Source organism: Pseudoalteromonas sp. SCSIO_11900 (assembly GCF_000576475.1).
Lineage (GTDB): Bacteria > Pseudomonadota > Gammaproteobacteria > Enterobacterales > Alteromonadaceae > Pseudoalteromonas > Pseudoalteromonas tetraodonis.
Window position 1 is genome coordinate 2569633 of sequence record NZ_KK070023.1, and the last position, 19146, is coordinate 2588778.

Genomic DNA, 19146 nt, shown 5'->3' on the forward strand with positions numbered 1-19146 from the left:
AAATTTATGCAAATAATTAGTTTACTGCCTATTCGTCCCAAAACATTGGTATTTTTAGTCCTGACCCGTCATTTAGTGTGTTGATCTGAATGATCTTTAGGGATATGATAATGCCTATCATTTACAATAACATTTATGGACTCACTTGCTATGAAAATATTACTTAAGCCTGCCAAGACATTAAGTGCAAGTTTTTTACTCGCCTCTGCGATTTTTGCACAACCGGCACTTGCTAATGGCCCTATTGGTGAGCATGTTAATCACCTTCAAGCTAATTTAAAAACTTACAATGAAGACGTTGAATGGATGATCTCTAAAGTCGATACCATGGTAAGCGATTACGAGAAAAAAGGCGCAAAAGCAGTCAATAGTGATGATTTGGTTGAGTACTGGGAGTCAGTTAAATTCCACAGCGCAATAGAAACTAATTACGTGCCTGTCTATGCCTCTATTTGGCAAGGTTTGTATGGCATAAAAATGGCTATCGATAATAAAAAACCAGCGTCAGAAGTACGCAAACAACAACAAGCAATGAATAATGCCCTATGGCAAGGATTAGGCGCAGTTAAACTGGCGGCTAAGTTTCAACAAAAAGGGTTATTAGATAGCGTTAAAGCAACAGCAACCAAAGAAATGACGCAAAGCGCGACTATCGACGAAATTAAACACAAATTAGACCGAGTGGTCGCTAAATACGCAGAACGTTTAAGCGATGAAGCCACCAACATAGTGCACGACACCTACCTACATTTATTCGAAGGTGTTGAAGGTACACTAATTGAGCAAGACGCGAAGTTAGTAGAAATCCTAGAAAAAGACTTTAACGTCACACTTCCACAAGCAATTTCTAATAATAAAAGTGTTGATGAAGTTCGTGATGTGGTTGTTGATATGCAAACCAAACTAAGCCGCGCTCAAACGCTGATTGAAAAAGCAGAAAAAGCACGTAAGGATGTATTTTAAGTGAAACGCAGAACCTTTATTCAAGGCTTAGCTGCGTTAGGGGTAGCGGGTGCTTTACCGCTATCGCTTTCACGCGCTTTTGCCGCTGATATTGCTATTGCAAACCCCGTGTCTGTTGATACATTGCCTAAACTAAAAGGTGCATTGACGCTTTATTTAGGCCGTGGTGAAGGTGGCTTATACGAAAACGTATTACAAGCCATTCAAAAAAAGAACCCTGATCTTGACCTTGCCATTCGTCGCGGCCCTACCGCAGCGCTTGCCAACACCATTGTTGCCGAAGCAAATGCAGGGGTTAAACGTGCCGACTTATTTTGGGCAGTCGACTCTGGGGCAATTGGTTTAGTTACCGATGCCGGTCTTGCCAAGCCCATGCCGAGTGATTTATCAGCGCAATTACAGCCACAATTTAGATATGATGAATGGGCACCTGTTACTGGCCGTATTCGTACTTTACCCTTTAATACCGATCGCTTAACCAAAGAGCAAATTCCAACGAGCATTATGGACATTGCCGACAGTGATTTAAGTATTGGTTGGGCGCCTGCTTATGCTTCTTTTCAATCGTTTATTACTGCTATGCGGCTTTTAGAAGGTGATGATAAAACGGCTAAGTGGCTCAAAAAAGTTAAAAAACGATCTAAAACCTACGCCGGTGAACTCGGTGTGGTAATGGGCGTTGAACGTGGTGAAGTAGACATTGGTTTTGCTAATCATTACTACACGCTGCGCTTAAAATCAGGTAAGCCCGATGCAAAACTTGATTTAGCCTTTACGCAAAATGATGCTGGCTGTTTAGTTAACGCTTCAGGTATTTTATCGTTATCTGACGACCCACTGGCAATCAACTTTATGCGCTATTTACTTAGCATTGAAGTGCAAAGTTATTTAGCAAGCGAAGCCTATGAAATCCCACTGGTTAATGGCATTACTCAACCCGATGGATTGCCAAAGTTAACCAGTATTTCGCCACCTAAAATTGATTTAACCCAGTTGGCTGATTTACGCCCAACTATAGATTTAATGCGCAGCAGCGGCGTTTTATAATGCGAATACCTACATCTTACCCAATGGCGCTGCTTGCAGCGCTAGTGACCCTGACCCCTATTTTTGTTTTAATTACGCTTGCCTCTGACGCAAGCTCTTTTTTTGATAGCCATAATTTAACTATTTTAGGCAATACCCTGTCGTTAATGGGATTAACTGTATTAGGTTCAATTTTAATTGGTGTGCCCTTAGCATTCATTAGCGCCTATGTGCAGTTACCGTTTAAAAAGTTTTGGCTGGTGGTGTTTGCAGCCCCGCTTGCTATTCCCAGTTACATTGGCGCTTTTACGCTTTATGCTGCATTTGGTCCTGGCGGTGAAATAAACAACTTACTTGGTTTTGAAACCCCTTCTATGTATGGGTTAACGGGAGCCGCCATTGTCATGACCTTGTATACTTTTCCGTTTGTTATGATGACTACCCGTTCGTCTTTACTTAGTTTAGATGCCAGTATGGTCAACGCTGCTCGCACGCTGGGTATGTCGATGACGCAAAGCGTATTTAAAGTTATTTTACCCCGCGTAGTAAATGGCATTGCTGCAGGGTCGTTATTGGTTGCACTATATACCTTATCTGACTTTGGTACTCCCGCAATGATGCGCTTAGATACGTTTACCCGTGTTATTTATGTGGAATATAATGCTTTTGCCTTAAGCCGTGCGGCTATGTTGTCACTGCAACTGATGGTGATTGTTGGTTTTTTATTAATGATTGAATCACAAATAAAAACCGCCTCAGAGCGTCAAGGTCGTTCGCTTATTTTATTCCCTAAAAAATGGCAACTAGGCGCTATGTTTGCCACCTTTGCACCTATTTTGTTACTCGCTATTGGCCTACCCTTAGCAGTATTTACTTTGTGGTTAGTGCGTGATGGCTTTAGCTCGTTTGATTTTAGTATTGCCTGGCATTCAACTTACGCTTCAGCCATTGCCGCTATTGTTACAGTTATTGTTGCCATTCCGGTTGCCCATGCGGCTTTAAGTGGTAAGGCTGGTAAAATAATGGAACGTGTTACTTACTTTGGTTTTGGTATTCCGGGTATTGTTATGGGCACAGCGCTTGTGTACGGCGGCTTACAACTACCCTTTTTATATCAAACGCTGGGCTTATTGATTATTGCTTATATGCTACGTTTTTTACCACTTGCGGTAGGTTCTGTGCGTACCAGCACCGAGCATCTTGACCCAAGCTTGGTAAAATCAGCGCGGGTATTAGGCGCAAGCCCGCGCGAAGCCTTTACGCGTATTACTTTACCCCTAACTATGCGTGGTATTATTGCAGGTGGCGCCTTGGTCTTTTTAGAGTCAATGCGTGAATTAGAAGCCACACTTTTATTAGGCCCCACTGGCTTTGAAACGCTATCTACCTACTTATGGCGTGTTTACGAAGCCGGTTATTTTGGCCGTGCTGCTATTCCTGGCTTATTGTTGGTAGTGATTTCTGCGGGTGCTTTAGCTATTATGATGTCTGGCGAAAAACGCAACCAGTTTGAACATTAAGGATTTATAAAAAATGCTATCTGTAAGTCAGTTGTCTATAGATTATGGCAGTAACCGTGTTGTTAGCGATTTAAATTTCACTTTAGGTGAAAGCGAAATATTAATGCTTGTTGGTCCAACAGGTTGCGGAAAAAGTACTATTTTACAAGCGTTAGCGGGGCTTTTACCAATTAGTGAGGGTGAAATTAAAGTAGCTAAATGGACAGCGACACCAAAGCATACTGTGGCGCCTGAAAAACGCAGCGTAGGTATGGTGTTTCAAGACTTTGCGTTGTTCCCTCATTTAACAGTTGAGCAAAACGTATGTTTTAAACTTAAAGACACCAGCCCTGCCGATCACTGGCTAAAACTTCTTGGTTTAGATGCATTTAGGCATAAAAAACCAGCCACACTGTCAGGCGGGCAAAAGCAACGCGTAGCATTAGCGCGTACCCTTGCCCACCAACCTGACTTTGTATTACTTGATGAGCCGTTATCTAACCTTGATGCTGCCTTAAAAGATATGTTGCGTTGGGATATCCGCAACGCATTAAAAGAAGCTGGTGTACCGGCAATTTGGGTAACGCACGATCAAGAAGAAGCGCTTTCGGTGGGCGATCGTGTGGGTGTTTTAAAAGGCGGTAAAATACAACAAATTGACACCCCAGAACAGTGTTTTAGTACCCCAAACAATCGCTTTGTTGCGCGCTTTTTAGGTGAAGCCAGCTTTATAAAAGGAACCCTAAATAACGGCCAAGCGCTTACCGACATTGGTAATGTGCCTGCAAACGGCATTGATTGTGACACTGGTGAGGTAGAAGTTTTACTTCGTCCAGATGATGTATTATTAGTACAAAGCAGTATTGGTAATAATGGTGAAGTAATTTGGGTACGCTTTGAAGGCGGTAGCCGTTTATGCGCGGTTAAACTTGCATGCGAAACCGTAGTAACTAGCCGAGTAAGCCATGAGGTGGTTGTACACCCAGGTGACAAGGTACATGTTTCGCTCAGTACATCTCACCCATTGGCGGCATTTAAAAGCTAGTAGCGTATTTATCTTACTTGAGAGGAAACCATGAACGGACCAAATCCAAACAATCCATCACCTATGGACGGTTTTCCTCAAGTAGGTTATTTAAAAAACTTTATTAAGTCACCTAATATAGAAGTGGGTGATTACACCTATTACGACGACCCTGATGGGCCTGAACATTTTGAAAAAATGTCCTTTATCATTTCGATTTTATTGGGGATCGTCTCATCATAGGTAAGTTTTGCGCCATAGCTAAAGACGTTACTTTTATAATAAATGGGGCTAACCATCAAACCTCCGGCTTTTCTTCTTATCCATTTTTTATATTTGGTAACGGTTAGGAAAAGTCTGCACCTCAACAAAGTGACTTACCTTTCAAGGGCAATACTGAAATAGGTAATGATGTATGGATTGGTTACAACGCCACTATTATGCCGGGGGTAAAAATTGGCAGCGGCGCCATCATAGCGAGTAAATCTGTGGTAACCAATGATGTACCTGCCTATAGCATTGTTGGCGGTAACCCTGCAAAAGTAATAAAAAAGCGTTTTGATGAAACAACTATCAATCAACTTTTAGCAATTGCATGGTAGGGCTGGAGCAGTGGAAAAATTACCGCTCATTTAGATGCCATTACCCACGCTGGTATAGACGTTTTAGCTAAAATTTAATAATTACCACTCAAACATGTAGGCCATTTTACTAATGGTTTTAAGCGGTATGTTATGACTATTGCGCTTGGCATATAAGTGTTGCATTGATTTGTCTTTTACTTCACCAACAATCACTTCTTTTACTTGATACCCTAAAGCTATCGCTGCTTGCGAATAGGCAATGAATTCCCATTTTTTAATATTAGTGTTATCAACAATAACCAGTTCAATACCTTGTGCTAACGCGTTAATAAAACGTGCTAGGTTTAGGTTATGATATTGCGATAATTTAAACTTATCGAAATGATATTCTCCCTGCTCGTTTACAAAGTAATCATCTGTTGAGCAAATAAAATAATTGCTTTCATCTGCGCCCGATAATTCGTCAGCGAGATTTTGCGCATAATATGACTTACCACTGCCTGGCAGTCCTCGTAAAATAAAAACTTGTTTCATAGCATCCATTTTTTATTAATGGTAAACGTTAATTCGGTTTGATTACTAATAATGCCACAAATTGATGAATTTTCAGAGTAACAAATGGTAATAGTAGCCATTTAACTCTAAAAACTGGTTAAAAAAACCGCGCGTGACTAAAAACTTTTAAAGAGTTGCCCACAACAGTTTTTTTATTTTACTTTACTAGGTATTATACAAGGTTCAAGTGCAGTGACCTTACATACATAAATGCATGAGTAACGCACAATTAATTTATATAGTTAGGCAACTTATATCATTGGAGTGAAGATGAGCCATTTAGCGATTTCAGAGCTATTAAAAGGCAATGTTGCGGTAGACAGCCAAGTAACCATTAAAGGCTGGATCCGTACACGCCGCGATTCAAAAGCAGGAATATCATTTTTAGCCGTTCATGACGGTTCGTGTTTTGATCCTATTCAAGCGGTAGTTCCTAATTCACTGAATAATTATGATGAAGTTACAAGCTTAACAGCAGGCTGTTCTGTGTCGGTTACCGGTGTATTAGTGCAATCTGCAGGACAAGGTCAATCTTTCGAAATTCAAGCTAATTCAGTGACTGTGTTAGGTTGGGTTGAAAATCCAGATACTTACCCAATGTCGGCTAAGCGCCACAGCATTGAATATTTACGTGAGCACGCTCACCTTCGCCCGCGCACCAATATGATTGGCGCAGTAACGCGTGTACGTAACTGTTTAGCGCAAGCGATTCATCGTTTTTACCATGAGCAAGGCTTTTACTGGATCAGTACACCAATCATCACAGCCAGTGACTGTGAAGGTGCGGGTGAAATGTTCCGCGTATCAACCCTTGATATGCAAAACCTGCCAATGACAGATAAAGGCGAAATTGATTACAGCGAAGACTTTTTTGGTAAAGAAGCATTCCTAACGGTATCTGGCCAGCTAAACGGTGAAACATATGCATCAGCTATGTCTAAAATTTACACCTTTGGCCCTACGTTCCGTGCAGAGAATTCAAATACATCTCGCCACTTAGCTGAATTTTGGATGGTAGAGCCAGAAGTTGCGTTTGCTGATTTAGAAGATATCGCAAAATTGGCTGAAAACATGCTTAAGTACGTGTTTAAAGCGGTATTAGAAGAACGCCGTGACGACATGGAGTTTTTTGCTCAACGTATCGAAAAAACTGCGATTAGCCGTTTAGAAGAATTTGTTGAAAAAGACTTCGCACAAGTTGATTACACAGACGCTGTAGAAATTCTAAAAGCATGTGGCAAGAAGTTTGAGTACGCTGTTGAATGGGGTGTAGATTTACAGTCTGAGCACGAGCGTTACCTAGCAGAAGAACACTTTAAAGCGCCGGTTGTTATTAAAAACTACCCGCGCGATATTAAAGCATTTTACATGCGTCAAAACGAAGACGGTAAAACTGTTGCGGCTATGGACGTAGTGGCACCTGGTATTGGTGAGATCATTGGTGGTTCACAACGTGAAGAGCGTCTTGATGTATTAGATGCACGCCTTGACGAAATGGGCTTAAATAAAGAAGACTACAGCTGGTACCGCGACCTACGTAAATACGGTAGCGTGCCACACTCTGGCTTTGGTTTAGGGTTTGAGCGCTTAGTTGCTTATGTTACCGGTATGGGTAACGTACGTGATGTGATTGCATTCCCACGTACTAAAGGCAGCGCAACGTACTAAGCCACGCTTTGTAACGTTAAATAAAAAACCAACCTAAGGGTTGGTTTTTTATTGTCTTTATCTAAATCTTTATAAATATCTTGCGTTTATAAAGCATATTTGACATTAACTAAAAGCCTATAACATGTAATAAAGCAAAGGTGAACTATGCCAATTTAGCACTCATAACTAAAGCGAGTTGCTCATACATCCCCCCCCCAAGTTTAGCTCGCCAATATTAACTAGTGAATAGCTCAGTACCCACACACCCGATAACACATAAAAAAAACAAAGGATTCGAGCCATACACAATTAATGGATTAACAAGACGTTCGGGTTTTACTATGTCGCAAAGCCACACAAAAAAGGCCAGTACAATACAGGCAATCCCTGAGGTGTAAATAACAAAGGTACTGGTCCAAAGCGGTTTATTAATTGGCATAATCAGCGAGCCTAATTGCTCTAGAGCAATACCGACAACCCCGATTAACAACAAACGCTTAATACTTGTCCATTGACTGCTAGAGCTGGTAAGTAGGCGGGTAACCTAAAAGCCAAATAAAACACTCACGACACTAGGTAAGGTGCTCAAAAGCCCTTCTGGATCAAACGCTAATCCTTTACTTCACCACAAATGCGGTTCACCTAACACCGCTATATAAACCGTTCTATCCAGGTTATTCTCTAGTGTATAGGCATTATTAGAACCAACACTTAAAAGCAGTAACCAATATGCAATTAAAATAACAACCGATAAGCTGATCACCCCTCGCCTATTGAGTAACAATACACAGATAGACGCTAAAATATAGGCAATGCCTATTCGCTGTAATACGCCCAGTATTCTCAAGTTTTCAATGCTCGTGGTAAAGGGGTAAATATTTAACGCTAAGCCAATAGCAAAAATAATTGCTGCTCGTTTTATCAGCCGTAACACTTGGCTTGCATTAGCTGTGCTGTTGGTTTTTTTAATGAAAAAAGCCGCAGAATCAATAATGAAACGGCGGCTTTAAATCAGAATATTTAACTTTATATTATGCTGTGGTTATTAAACTTTATAAAGCTTGTTCAAGCTCAGGTAATACATCAAATAAATCAGCAACTAAACCGTAATCAGCCACTTGGAATATTGGCGCATCTGGGTCTTTATTAATGGCCACAATAATTTTTGAATCTTTCATGCCAGCTAAATGCTGAATAGCACCACTTATACCTACGGCTATGTATAAATTAGGCGCAACAATTTTACCTGTTTGACCTACTTGCATATCGTTAGGGACAAAGCCTGCGTCAACCGCTGCACGTGAAGCGCCAATTGCAGCCCCCAGCTTATCGGCAATACCATTAAGAAGTGCAAAGTTTTCACCATTTTGCATACCTCGACCACCTGAAATAACCACATCAGCTGCAGTGAGCTCTGGGCGTTCAGATTCGGTTTGCTCAACACTAACAAAGCTACTTAACTGTGAATCAGAGACCGTATCTAAGGTTGTGACATTAGCTGGCGCTTGTTCGCCTTGTAAATCAAAGCTACTTGCACGCACGGTGATCACTTTTTTATTATCGAGTGATTTAACCGTTGCTATGGCATTTCCCGCATAGATTGGGCGTTTAAACGTGTCTGCGTCAATAACAGCAATAATTTCTGAAATTTGTGCAACATCTAATAATGCGGCAACACGCGGCATAAAGTTTTTACCTGTCGTTGTGGCACTTGCCACAATATGGCTGTACTCACCTGCAAGTGATAACACTAAATCTGTCATGCTTTCGGCAAGTTGATGCTCGTACACCGCGTTATCTGCAAGTAATACATTTGTAACCCCCTCAGTGCTCGCAAGTGACTCACTCATGGCACCTAAGTTTATGCCAGCTAACAATACATCGACATCAAAGCCTAATTTTTTAGCGGCGTTAATGGTTTTTGAGGTTTCTGGTTTTAAGGCACCGTTATCGTGCTCTGCAATTACAAGAGTTTTCATTTAAATCACCTTTGCCTCTGTTTTAAGTTTTTCCACAAGCTGTGCAACGTCTTCAACAATAATGCCGCCGCTGCGTTTTGCTGGTTCTTCTACACGAACGACTTCAATACGCGGTGTTAAATCGACACCTAACGAATCAGCCGCAATAACTTCTAGCGGTTTACGTTTGGCTTTCATGATATTAGGTAGCGACGCATAACGTGGCTCGTTTAAACGTAAATCGGTGGTTACAATCGCTGGTAAATTAAGTGCAACAGTTTGCAAACCGCCATCAACTTCGCGGGTTACATTCACTTTGCCATTTTCAATAACCACTTTTGAAGCAAATGTACCTTGGCCGCGATTAGTTAATGCAGCGAGCATTTGGCCCGTTTGATTATTATCAGAATCGATAGATTGCTTGCCTAAAATAACGAGCTCAGGAGATTCTTGCTCAACCACTTTCGCAAGTAACTTTGCAATATGGAGAGATTCTAGGTTTTGCTCGGTTTCAACATGAATCGCTTTATCAGCGCCAAGGGCAAGTGCTGTGCGTAATTGCTCTTGTGATGCTTTAGCGCCAATAGTCACAACAACCACTTCGCTTGCAGTACCCGCTTCTTTTAAACGAATCGCTTCTTCTACCGCAATTTCACAAAATGGGTTCATTGCCATTTTTACGTTTGTTAAATCAACACCGCTGTTATCAGGTTTAACGCGAGCTTTTACGTTGTAATCAATCACTCTTTTTATTGGTACGAGAACTTTCATAGGGACTCCATAATTATTTAAACCTATAAGCTAACGTATACGTCAACCTATTTATTTTATGAAATCAGACTACTTCCTGTTGACGTAAACGTCAACCTAAAATAACCTTAAACTATTCACAACCTGTAACGTTTAATTTGCATCACAAAATAACAGGTTGCTTAGCTTACTTTTTGCCTATAGGGCAAGAGTAAGTCCGTCATAGATAAAGAGGTTATTATGATTGAACGCGAAACCATGGAATTTGATGTTGTTGTTGTAGGGGCAGGCCCTGCTGGGCTTTCAACAGCAATTAAACTCGCGCAGCAAGCACAAGAAAAACAACAAGAGTGCATGATTTGTGTGGTTGAAAAAGGCTCTGAAGTGGGCGCGCATGTATTATCAGGTGCTGTTTTTGAAACCAAAGCATTGGATGAACTACTGCCAAACTGGCAAGAATTGGGCGCGCCTGTTACGACTAAAGTCCAAAGCGATGAAATTTATTGGTTTAATAACGAACAAAAAGCAACCTCTATACCTCATTTTGCAACCCCTAACACATTTCATAATAACGGTAACTACATTGTTTCTATGGGGAATGTATGTCGTTGGCTTGCTGAGCAAGCAGAAAACTTGGGCGTTGAAATATTTCCAGGCTTTAGTGCTCATTCACTTATTATTGAAGATGATGTTGTTAAAGGCATTATTACCGGTGATATGGGGCTGGATAAAAACGGCGACGAAAAAGACGGTTACATGCCGGGTATGGAGTTACGTGCTAAATACACGGTATTTGCTGAAGGCTGTCGCGGCCATTTAGGTAAGCAACTGATCAATCAGTTTGCTTTAGACGATGAAAGCTCGCCACAGCATTACGGTTTAGGCTTTAAAGAAATTTGGCAAGTAGATGAATCTAAACATCAGCTTGGTAAAGTAGTTCACGGAACCGGTTGGCCATTGAGTGGCGATACTGGCGGTGGTGCTTTTATGTATCATAGCGAAAACAACCAAGTGGTGGTTGGTTTAATTGTTGATTTAAATTATTCAAATCCACATTTAAGCCCATTTGATGAGTTTCAGCGTTTAAAACACCACCCGGTATTTAAAAAAACCCTTGAAGGGGGTGAGCGTATTGCTTATGGTGCGCGCGCCATTGCCAAAGGCGGTTTACACTCTTTGCCTAAAATGCATTTCCCGGGTGGCTTATTAGTGGGCTGTGATGCAGGCACCCTAAACTTTGCAAAAATTAAAGGTAATCATACGGCTATGAAGTCAGGCATGATAGCCGCTGAGGTGATTTTTAATGCGTTACAAAACGATTTAGCTAACACGGATTTAACCCAGTACACCGCTGAGTTTAAAAAATCATGGGCGTATAAAGAGCTTTATCAATCGCGTAACTTTGGCCCCGCTATGCATACCTTAGGCAAATTTGCAGGCGGTGCGTATAACACCCTTGATCAAAACATATTTAAGGGTGCCCTACCGTTTAATTTTAAAGATAACGTACCCGATCACGCCACTTTGAAAGACGCTGATCAAGCTCAAAAGATTGCCTATCCGAAGCCTGATGGCAAACTCAGCTTTGATAAGCTTTCTTCGGTATTTTTATCAAACACTAATCATGAAGAATCGCAGCCGTGTCATTTGAAACTCAAAGATGCATCAGTTCCGATTAAGGTAAATTTAGTTAAATTTGATGAGCCTGCACAGCGATACTGTCCTGCCGGCGTTTATGAAGTACAAGAAGTCGAAGGCGAGCAAGCCTTCGTGATCAATGCGCAAAACTGTGTGCATTGTAAAACCTGTGATATTAAAGATCCGAGCCAAAATATCACCTGGGTCACTCCTGAAGGTGCCGGCGGTCCTAACTACCCCAATATGTAACAACCTTTCTAAAGAAATTATAAACTTATCCTAAATTGCAGGGGCTTCGGCCCCTTTTTTGCGCTATGCTGTTAAGTAATATGAATAAATGAGAGTATGTTATGGCGTCGTCGAGTGTAATTTTTCGTTTTTTAGCAGAGCCTACCGATGTAAATTTTGGTGGTAAGGTGCATGGTGGTGTGGTCATGAAGTGGATTGACCAAGCAGGCTATGCCTGTGCTGCAGGTTGGAGCGGTCATTACTGCGTAACCGTATCGGTTGCGGGCGTTAAGTTTAGCCGCCCTATTTTGGTTGGCCAAATTGTTGAAGTGGAAGCCAAAATTGCACACACAGGTAAAACCAGTATGCAAATTTTCATTCAAGTACGCTGTGGCGACCCTAAAACCCAAAACTTAGTTGAAACTAATCATTGTGTAATAAGTTTTGTTGCTATGGATGAGACCGGTTACCCTGTTGCCGTTCCTGAATTCACATCTGTTACTGACGAAGATAAAAAGCTAGAAAATTACGCCATTAAAATGAAACAAATAGCGATAGAAACAGAAAACTTACTTTATCAAGTTTAATTAAGTACTTTTTGCAGGTATGTATAAACTACAGCAAACTGTAAATTCTACAATTTTTATTTTTTTACAAATTAACAGTACGCTTAACAGCTGGATGTTTTGCGTACTTAAACCACCAAAAAAGTTCAATAAATACACTTTAAGAGCAAATATTAAACAAAAAAATTATTGGCATGTTCACTGCAATTAGATAATTGACGTTTGATGAATCTATCGAACATTAGATTTTATTTTTTAAAGGAGCTATACAATGATTAAAACACTTTCTCTTTCTGCACTTGCTTTAGCAACACTGGGTTTTAATTCAGCAGCACAGGCAGATGTTACCGACATGGACTCTCCACGTATTTATACGGGTATTGGTTACGGCCAATATTCATTTCAGTTTGAAGATAGCGAAAACGACACCGATTTCGATGACGACGCGCAAATGTTAAAAGGTTATATCGGTACTCAATTTAATGAACATATAAGCCTTGAACTTGCCTATCAAAATTTTGATGAAGTGAGTGACATAGACAGTAAAGCAGAAATTGATGGGGTATCACTAGCAGCGCGTTTTGCAGCGCCAATCACTGAAGATTTTTCTATCTATGCAAAAGGCGGTTGGTTCGAATGGGATGCTGATTTAACTCAAGAACTACCAGTAGGCAGCGTTAGCGTATCACAAGACGGTGGTGACGTATTTTATGGTGCAGGTATTGAATATGCTTTCACAACCAATATGCAAGTGCGTTTAGAGTATGAGCGTTACGAATTAGATGATGATATCGACCCAGAAATGGACGTTGCGTCAGTATCTTTCCAATATATGTTTTAATAACAACTCAATAGTTGCAATGTAAGGGTAAGGCTAGGTTTAGCCTTGCCCTTTGTTATTCCACATTTAAACGAATCAGTCTAAACTCTCTTTATGCTGATTATATTAAGCTAATGCCACCAATGGTAATTACAGGTAGAATACCTCCCTATTTTATTTGTTAGCGAGCATTATGAGCGATTATCAGATTTCGGCTATTGGTCATATTCAATCACCGTATAAACAAAAGTTTGCCATTCCTAGACAACCTCGATTAGTGCCAGAAGCAAAAGCTAAACTTATTTTTGCTCCAGATTTTAATCGTGAAGAATTTGTTCGTGGTTTAGATGAATTTAGCCATATTTGGCTATTATTTCGTTTTCATGAAACCGCAGATAAAGGCTATTCAGCAATGGTGCGCCCGCCGCGCCTTGGTGGCAATGAGCGTAAAGGCGTTTTTGCCACACGCGCTACATTCAGACCTAACGCTATAGGGATGAGTGCTGTTAAGTTAGAGGGAATTGAATACAAAAAAGGGCAGTTAGCGTTATTGCTCGCCGGTATTGATTTACTTGATGGTACACCTATTGTTGATATTAAGCCTTATTTGCCCTATTCAGACGCTTTACCTGATGCCAGTGCAGGCTTTGCCGACACGCGCCCAGAAACTCACATGAGTGTTGAATTTAGTGAGCAAGCTTTGGAATTTATAAATAAACAAAGCCACTATCCTGAGCTACAAGCGTTTATCAGCAATGTGCTAAAACAAGATCCTCGCCCAGCGTATAAAAAGCAGAAACAAGGCATACAAAGTTATGGTATGAATTTGTATGAATACAACATTACCTGGCAAGTGACTGACTCTCATCATCTGGTTACTCATATAGAGACCAGTTAAACTAACTTTAAAACCCTGCTATGGCTATAAAATGCGATAAAAAATCACTTAGCGCTTTAGTGTCAATGCATCCGCTGGTAAACTGAGCGCCTTAATTAAAAGAACATATTACTCTATTTCGGAAAAAACATGCGTACTAGTCAATATATACTCGCTACACTTAAAGAAACGCCATCAGATGCGGAAATTGTATCGCATCAATTAATGCTTAGAGCCGGAATGATCCGTCGCGTCGCTTCGGGTTTATACACTTGGCTACCCTCTGGTTTACGTGTGCTTAGAAAAGTAGAAAACATTGTACGCGAAGAAATGGATAAAGCAGGCGCAATTGAAATGCTAATGCCAGTAATTCAACCGGCTGACTTATGGGAAGAATCGGGCCGCTGGAGTGAGTTTGGTCCAGAGCTTATGCGCTTTACCGATCGTCACAATCGTGAATTTGCTATGGGTCCTACCCATGAAGAAGTGATCACCGATTTTGTCCGCAAAGAAATTAACAGCTACAAGCAACTGCCTATTACTTTATACCAAGTACAAACCAAAGTACGTGACGAACGTCGCCCGCGTTTTGGTGTTATGCGTGCTCGTGAATTTACTATGAAAGATGCTTACTCATTCCATTTAACCGATGAATGTTTAGATGCAACTTATCAAGTTATGCACAAAGCCTACTGTAATATTTTTGAACGTTTAGGCCTTGATTTCCGCCCTGTTATTGCTGATACCGGCTCTATAGGCGGTAGTGTATCGCATGAGTTTCACGTACTTGCTGAATCTGGCGAAGACGCTATTGCCTTTAGTGATGCCAGTGACTACGCCGCTAATATTGAAAAAGCTGAAGCGCTAGCGCCAACTGAAGCGCGCCCTGAAGCAAGCAAAGAGCTAAAAGCATTCCCAACGCCAGATGCTAAAACAATTAATGAGCTGAAAAAACACTATGGTGTAAAACCACATCGCGGTGTTAAAACACTGATTGTTTATGGCGCCCCTGATGAAGACGGAAAACGTGGCTTAGTTGCACTAGTACTGCGTGGCGATCACGAGCTTAATGAACTTAAAGCTGAAAAACACCCACTGGTTTCTTCACCACTAGAGATGGCAACCGAGGCAGATATTGTCGCTGCCATTGGCGCAAAACCGGGTTCTTTAGGCCCTGTTGGCTTAAACATGCCAATTATTGTTGATAGAGCGGCGAATGTAATGGCTGATTTTGTAGCTGGTGCCAACAAAGACGATGAGCACTTTAGTGGTATTAACTGGGACCGCGACGTAACAGACTACGAAGTTGCTGATATCCGTAATATTGTTGAGGGCGATCCTAGCCCGTGTGGCCAAGGCACGTTGCAAATTAAGCGCGGTATTGAAGTTGGTCATATTTTCCAACTAGGTACTAAGTACTCAGAAGCAATGAAAGCAGGTGTATTAAGCGAATCGGGTAAAAACCAAACAATGACTATGGGTTGTTATGGTATTGGTGTATCGCGTGTTGTTGCCGCTGCCATTGAGCAAAATAACGACCAATACGGTATTACCTGGCCTAAAGCCATCGCCCCTTTCGATTTAGCAATTGTGCCAATGAATATGCATAAATCGCATCGTATCCCTGATATTGCTAATAATCTATATCAAGGTTTGAAAGATGCAGGTTTAGATGTGCTATTTGATGACCGTAAAGAGCGCCCTGGTGTTATGTTTAACGACATGGAATTACTCGGTGTGCCTTACACGCTTGTAATTGGTGAGCGTAACCTTGATGAAAACAAGGTAGAACTTAAAAACCGCCGCACTGGTGAAAAACTAATGATAGATATTGATAGCGCGATTGAAACAATCAAAAATCAATTTAATGCATAAGCTTAAAGTTAATTAAAAAACCGCTGTATGATTTTTTCATACAGCGGTTTTTTATGGCCGTGAATATGATGATTTAAGTTCAAAATGTGCGTCACTGATACTACTATCAATAATCAATTTAAAGCAGATGAAAATAGATTAAAACTACGTATCGTCCTTCTCTATGATGCCTTTTGCAATAGCCATGTCTTTAAGCTCATTTAAAAGCTCCCATATTTCTAGCGTTACATATTTACTAATTAACCTGAGCTGCACATAAGAAATGGAACTAAACGCCCTTGCGGTGATCAGATCTTTCGACTAAGAAACATAAAATTACCGAGGCAAGGGCATGAATAACTTAGATGCAATTTACCTAGATGTCGATGATTTTTGTTTATTGTTTGAACCTCAATGGCTTAAACACCTAATAGCGTCAAGTGAAAAGCAACGCATTAAGCCATCTCGACTATCTTCTTGCAAAGTGATGACTATATTAATTGCCTTTCATCAATCAGGTTATCGCGATTTTAAAACTTACTACACCAAATTTGTTTGTCAGTATTGGCGACATTATTTCCCTGATTTAGTCAGTTATACACGTATGTTGAAGTTACTTCAAGCCACGTTACCTACTCTGTGTAGCTATCTGAAGCAACGCTTTGATAAATCAACAGGCATTGCATTTATCGATTCCACTCAAGGTGTGTCACAAAATGCGGAAATAGCCGAGCAAGACGCCTCCTTGTTGAAGGCGCGTACACTTATCGCTATGCAGCAAATATATCGACAGATATGCAAAAGCGACAAGAAGGTTTACCAAAGGACATTATTGATATTGCGTGGAAAGCACAACTTAGGCTCTGCAAGCGCTATAAAAAAATGATAGCCAAAGGGAAACACTACAACCTGGTTGTCACCGCAATTGCCCGAGAAATGATTGCGTACATATGGGCCATTGCTAAAGAAGTGGTGCTTACGCCAGTGAATACAAAACTTAGATTGGCAAGAGTACCCGCATGATAAACGAATTAGAGTTAATGCAATTGCCAGCTATAGTTATTTCTTGCTACTAAATATAATAAGAAAGAAGAAAGTGCGCTCATTTTCTTGAATATGTGAGCAAAACAACTAGGCTGTATATTTATACAGCCCTCAACATTGGTGATGATATGAAAACGCGTTCCCCATTTTTAATTTATGTCGCTTATTATATGTTGGTACGTCAGTATTCATTACGTACCGTGGACACCTACCTGAGGTGGATTGCATCTTATATTCATTTTTATGATAAGCGCCATGACGCCAGAAGAAGTTAAGCGACTTATGACTCATTAAAATGCGCTATAAGTTGGGGGATGCAATTAAAGCATATTCACAAAAGGGGCTAACGTATGTTAACCCCAATTTGTGTATATTTTATTTAGAGTGCGTTGTTTAGTAACAACAAACCATAGGCTGCGAGTTGCTCGTCATTGAGGTCGTGTTGCCAGCTAGGCGTTAACCCCTCACGTTTTATGCTACTGATGCTTTGCGGGTTAGCGGTTAAGTTAAGTATAAACATACTTTTACTGCCGTTTAACTCGCGGGTTATTTCGACAAGGCCGTTGTTGTGTTGCGTTAATTCATAACTACCTTTAATACCCAGTTCTGGGCGCTGTTTTTTCAATGTGATTAAGTGCTGGTATATACGCCACAGTGAATCAGATTGTGCTTGTTGCGTTTTTACATTGCGATCAGCAGCATTAATTTGCTGTGCTAAAAATTCTGGCCACCACTGGGTGTAGTTATCACCAAACAGTTCAGCCTGCTCAACCCAACTTGTTTGAGCTTGAGTAAAGCCAGCTTGATTGCTGTTATCCCATTGCATTGGCGCACGTTTATACACGTCGTGACCTGTACCACCTTGTGTTAAGCCAATTTCTTCACCGTAATAAATATACGGAGTACCCGGAGAGCTAAATAACATGGCGGCAGCAAGTTTTGCTTTATCGTCATGCTCTGCAAGTTGATAAGCCACACGTTCTTGGTCGTGATTAGTTAAAAACGGTGCAAAAAAATCAAGTGGCGCAGTTGAATCTATACGCTGTTGTAAATTTTGTTTAAGCACATTGGCATCAACTGTATTCACTTGTTGGTTAGATTGCATGGTGCCAAATTGCGCTTCACCACTGACATCGGGTTTTAATAAGCCCAGTATTTTATAGCCTACTTCAAAATCAAAGCCTTGGTCGAGGCCCTTACCTTCGCCAAAGTATTTTGCTGCAACGGGAATGTCAGCCCATGCTTCACCCACTAAATACGCCTCTGGATCAACGCTTTTTACGTATTGGTTAAAGTGCTGCCAATATGCAATGGTTTCGTCGGTATCGGCTTGCGCATCTGCGCCACCTTCCATGGCAAAACGTACTGCGTCTAATCTAAACCCTGCAACGCCTTTATCGAGCCAAAACTTAGCCATTTTTTCCATTTCGGCAACAACATCTGGGTGGCGTAAATTCAAGTCAGGTTGGCTTGCTCCAAACGCACCATAGTAATACTGCTGGCGAGTTTCATTCCAATGCCATACAGCATCGGGTTGGTCGTTATTACTCCATGCGTGGCCCCAGCCGCTTCCGGCTTTTGGCATATCGTCGCGCCAAATAAAGTAATCTGTATAAGGGGCTTGTTGTTTTGCTGAACGCTGAAACCATTCATGGTTACTTGATATATGATTTATAACTAAATCAAGTATGACTTTCATGCCTTTGTCGTCAGCAGCTTTTATAAAGGCTTCAAACTCGGCCATGCTGCCGTAGTCGTTTTCTACTTGGTAAAATTCAGTAAAATCATAACCATGGTAAGAAGGTGCTTCAAACATCGGGGTTAACCACAATGCGTTAACGCCAAGCTCTTGTAGATACGGGAGCTTTTGGGTCATACCGTTAAAATCGCCATGGCCATCAGCATCGCTGTCGTAAAAACTGCGGGGCCAAATTTGGTAAAAAATGGCGCTTTCCCACCACGGGCTTGCTTGTTGTTTAGTATTTAATTGCGATATTTCGGTATTATTCGTGTTGTTATTTAATGATGGTGCGTTCTGGCAGCCTGTTAGCATGATTGCTAATGCTAATGCGCTCAAGGTAAATGTTTTCATTTCAGCCTCGTTAATTGG

16 protein-coding genes and 3 pseudogenes are annotated in these 19146 nt (G+C 41.0%); 13 read left to right on the forward strand and 6 right to left on the reverse strand.

Annotated elements, in window-relative coordinates:
* Positions 1-150 precede the first annotated feature (150 nt).
* The 5 genes and pseudogenes from BG00_RS11930 to BG00_RS18435 all read left to right on the forward strand — a co-directional run bounded on the left by BG00_RS11930 (position 151) and on the right by BG00_RS18435 (position 5192).
* The gene (locus BG00_RS11930; RefSeq protein ID WP_036983462.1) at positions 151-963 is read left to right on the forward strand and encodes a hypothetical protein; all 813 of its coding nucleotides are present in this window, start codon (positions 151-153) and stop codon (positions 961-963) included.
* Positions 964-2010, forward strand: coding sequence for an extracellular solute-binding protein (locus tag BG00_RS11935; RefSeq protein ID WP_036982831.1), 1047 nt, complete (start codon positions 964-966; stop codon positions 2008-2010). It abuts the gene before it with no gap.
* On the forward strand, positions 2010-3509 hold the full coding sequence (locus BG00_RS11940) for an ABC transporter permease (RefSeq protein WP_036982834.1): 1500 nt from the start codon (positions 2010-2012) through the stop codon (positions 3507-3509). Before BG00_RS11935 ends, BG00_RS11940 begins: the two co-directional genes overlap by 1 nt.
* A gap of 13 nt (positions 3510-3522) precedes the next feature.
* A complete protein-coding gene (locus BG00_RS11945) occupies positions 3523-4533 on the forward strand; it encodes an ABC transporter ATP-binding protein (protein WP_036982836.1) in 1011 nt (336 codons plus the stop codon).
* 30 nt (positions 4534-4563) lie between these two features.
* Positions 4564-5192: pseudogene (locus tag BG00_RS18435) on the forward strand (CatB-related O-acetyltransferase).
* Between the two features lie 3 nt (positions 5193-5195).
* Here the strand turns inward: BG00_RS18435 and BG00_RS11955 are convergent.
* A complete protein-coding gene (locus tag BG00_RS11955) occupies positions 5196-5630 on the reverse strand; it encodes an AAA family ATPase (RefSeq protein ID WP_013464982.1) in 435 nt (144 codons plus the stop codon).
* Between the two features lie 291 nt (positions 5631-5921).
* On the opposite strand from BG00_RS11955, the gene asnS reads away from it, so the two are divergent.
* On the forward strand, positions 5922-7319 hold the full coding sequence (asnS, locus tag BG00_RS11960; protein WP_013464983.1) for an asparagine--tRNA ligase: 1398 nt from the start codon (positions 5922-5924) through the stop codon (positions 7317-7319).
* A gap of 217 nt (positions 7320-7536) precedes the next feature.
* On the opposite strand, the gene BG00_RS18175 is transcribed toward asnS, so the two are convergent.
* From BG00_RS18175 to BG00_RS11975, 4 genes are all read right to left on the reverse strand, one after another.
* Positions 7537-7794, reverse strand: a complete 258-nt coding sequence (locus BG00_RS18175) for a hypothetical protein (protein ID WP_249929896.1) — start codon at positions 7792-7794, stop codon at positions 7537-7539.
* Positions 7795-7923: 129 nt separating this feature from the next.
* Positions 7924-8235 carry a hypothetical protein gene (locus BG00_RS18180; RefSeq protein WP_253861388.1) on the reverse strand — a complete coding sequence of 104 codons (312 nt, stop codon included), beginning with the start codon at positions 8233-8235 and terminating at the stop codon, positions 7924-7926.
* Positions 8236-8353: 118 nt separating this feature from the next.
* Positions 8354-9280: an electron transfer flavoprotein subunit alpha/FixB family protein gene (locus BG00_RS11970; protein WP_036982839.1), complete on the reverse strand. Its 927-nt coding sequence runs from the start codon at positions 9278-9280 to the stop codon at positions 8354-8356.
* Complete coding sequence (locus BG00_RS11975) at positions 9281-10030, reverse strand: electron transfer flavoprotein subunit beta/FixA family protein (protein WP_013464986.1); 750 nt, start codon at positions 10028-10030, stop codon at positions 9281-9283.
* A 219-nt stretch (positions 10031-10249) separates the two neighbouring features.
* On the opposite strand from BG00_RS11975, the gene BG00_RS11980 reads away from it, so the two are divergent.
* From BG00_RS11980 to BG00_RS17465, 7 genes and pseudogenes are all read left to right on the forward strand, one after another.
* A complete protein-coding gene (locus BG00_RS11980; protein WP_036982841.1) occupies positions 10250-11896 on the forward strand; it encodes an electron transfer flavoprotein-ubiquinone oxidoreductase in 1647 nt (548 codons plus the stop codon).
* A 101-nt stretch (positions 11897-11997) separates the two neighbouring features.
* Positions 11998-12462 (forward strand): acyl-CoA thioesterase, encoded by a 465-nt coding sequence (locus tag BG00_RS11985; RefSeq protein ID WP_024602547.1) that lies wholly within the window; start codon positions 11998-12000, stop codon positions 12460-12462.
* A gap of 250 nt (positions 12463-12712) precedes the next feature.
* The gene (locus tag BG00_RS11990; RefSeq protein WP_036982842.1) at positions 12713-13282 is read left to right on the forward strand and encodes an outer membrane beta-barrel protein; all 570 of its coding nucleotides are present in this window, start codon (positions 12713-12715) and stop codon (positions 13280-13282) included.
* A 172-nt stretch (positions 13283-13454) separates the two neighbouring features.
* A complete protein-coding gene (gene tsaA / locus BG00_RS11995) occupies positions 13455-14159 on the forward strand; it encodes a tRNA (N6-threonylcarbamoyladenosine(37)-N6)-methyltransferase TrmO (RefSeq protein WP_036982843.1) in 705 nt (234 codons plus the stop codon).
* 129 nt (positions 14160-14288) lie between these two features.
* On the forward strand, positions 14289-16013 hold the full coding sequence (locus tag BG00_RS12000) for a proline--tRNA ligase (RefSeq protein WP_036982844.1): 1725 nt from the start codon (positions 14289-14291) through the stop codon (positions 16011-16013).
* A gap of 331 nt (positions 16014-16344) precedes the next feature.
* Positions 16345-16714 (forward strand): annotated as a pseudogene (locus tag BG00_RS18560) (IS982 family transposase); the annotation flags it as partial.
* Positions 16701-17015: pseudogene (locus BG00_RS17465) on the forward strand (IS110 family transposase); the annotation flags it as partial. The pseudogenes BG00_RS18560 and BG00_RS17465, both read left to right, overlap by 14 nt.
* 400 nt (positions 17016-17415) lie before the next feature.
* On the opposite strand, the gene BG00_RS12010 reads toward BG00_RS17465, so the two are convergent.
* Positions 17416-19128 (reverse strand): alpha-amylase family glycosyl hydrolase, encoded by a 1713-nt coding sequence (locus tag BG00_RS12010; protein ID WP_036982845.1) that lies wholly within the window; start codon positions 19126-19128, stop codon positions 17416-17418.
* Between the last annotated feature and the right edge of the window lie 18 nt (positions 19129-19146).

Bases quoted from the DNA above. Each gene is read 5' to 3' on its own strand.
- BG00_RS11930 (WP_036983462.1), top strand. From the start codon at position 151: ATGAAAATATTACTTAAGCCTGCCAAGACATTAAGTGCAAGTTTTTTA.
- BG00_RS11940 (WP_036982834.1), top strand. From the start codon at position 2,010: ATGCGAATACCTACATCTTACCCAATGGCGCTGCTTGCAGCGCTAGTG.
- BG00_RS11945 (WP_036982836.1), top strand. From the start codon at position 3,523: ATGCTATCTGTAAGTCAGTTGTCTATAGATTATGGCAGTAACCGTGTT.
- BG00_RS11955 (WP_013464982.1), bottom strand. From the start codon at position 5,630: ATGAAACAAGTTTTTATTTTACGAGGACTGCCAGGCAGTGGTAAGTCA.
- asnS (WP_013464983.1), top strand. From the start codon at position 5,922: ATGAGCCATTTAGCGATTTCAGAGCTATTAAAAGGCAATGTTGCGGTA.
- BG00_RS11970 (WP_036982839.1), bottom strand. From the start codon at position 9,280: ATGAAAACTCTTGTAATTGCAGAGCACGATAACGGTGCCTTAAAACCA.
- BG00_RS11975 (WP_013464986.1), bottom strand. From the start codon at position 10,030: ATGAAAGTTCTCGTACCAATAAAAAGAGTGATTGATTACAACGTAAAA.
- BG00_RS11980 (WP_036982841.1), top strand. From the start codon at position 10,250: ATGATTGAACGCGAAACCATGGAATTTGATGTTGTTGTTGTAGGGGCA.
- BG00_RS11985 (WP_024602547.1), top strand. From the start codon at position 11,998: ATGGCGTCGTCGAGTGTAATTTTTCGTTTTTTAGCAGAGCCTACCGAT.
- BG00_RS11990 (WP_036982842.1), top strand. From the start codon at position 12,713: ATGATTAAAACACTTTCTCTTTCTGCACTTGCTTTAGCAACACTGGGT.
- tsaA (WP_036982843.1), top strand. From the start codon at position 13,455: ATGAGCGATTATCAGATTTCGGCTATTGGTCATATTCAATCACCGTAT.
- BG00_RS12000 (WP_036982844.1), top strand. From the start codon at position 14,289: ATGCGTACTAGTCAATATATACTCGCTACACTTAAAGAAACGCCATCA.
- BG00_RS12010 (WP_036982845.1), bottom strand. From the start codon at position 19,128: ATGAAAACATTTACCTTGAGCGCATTAGCATTAGCAATCATGCTAACA.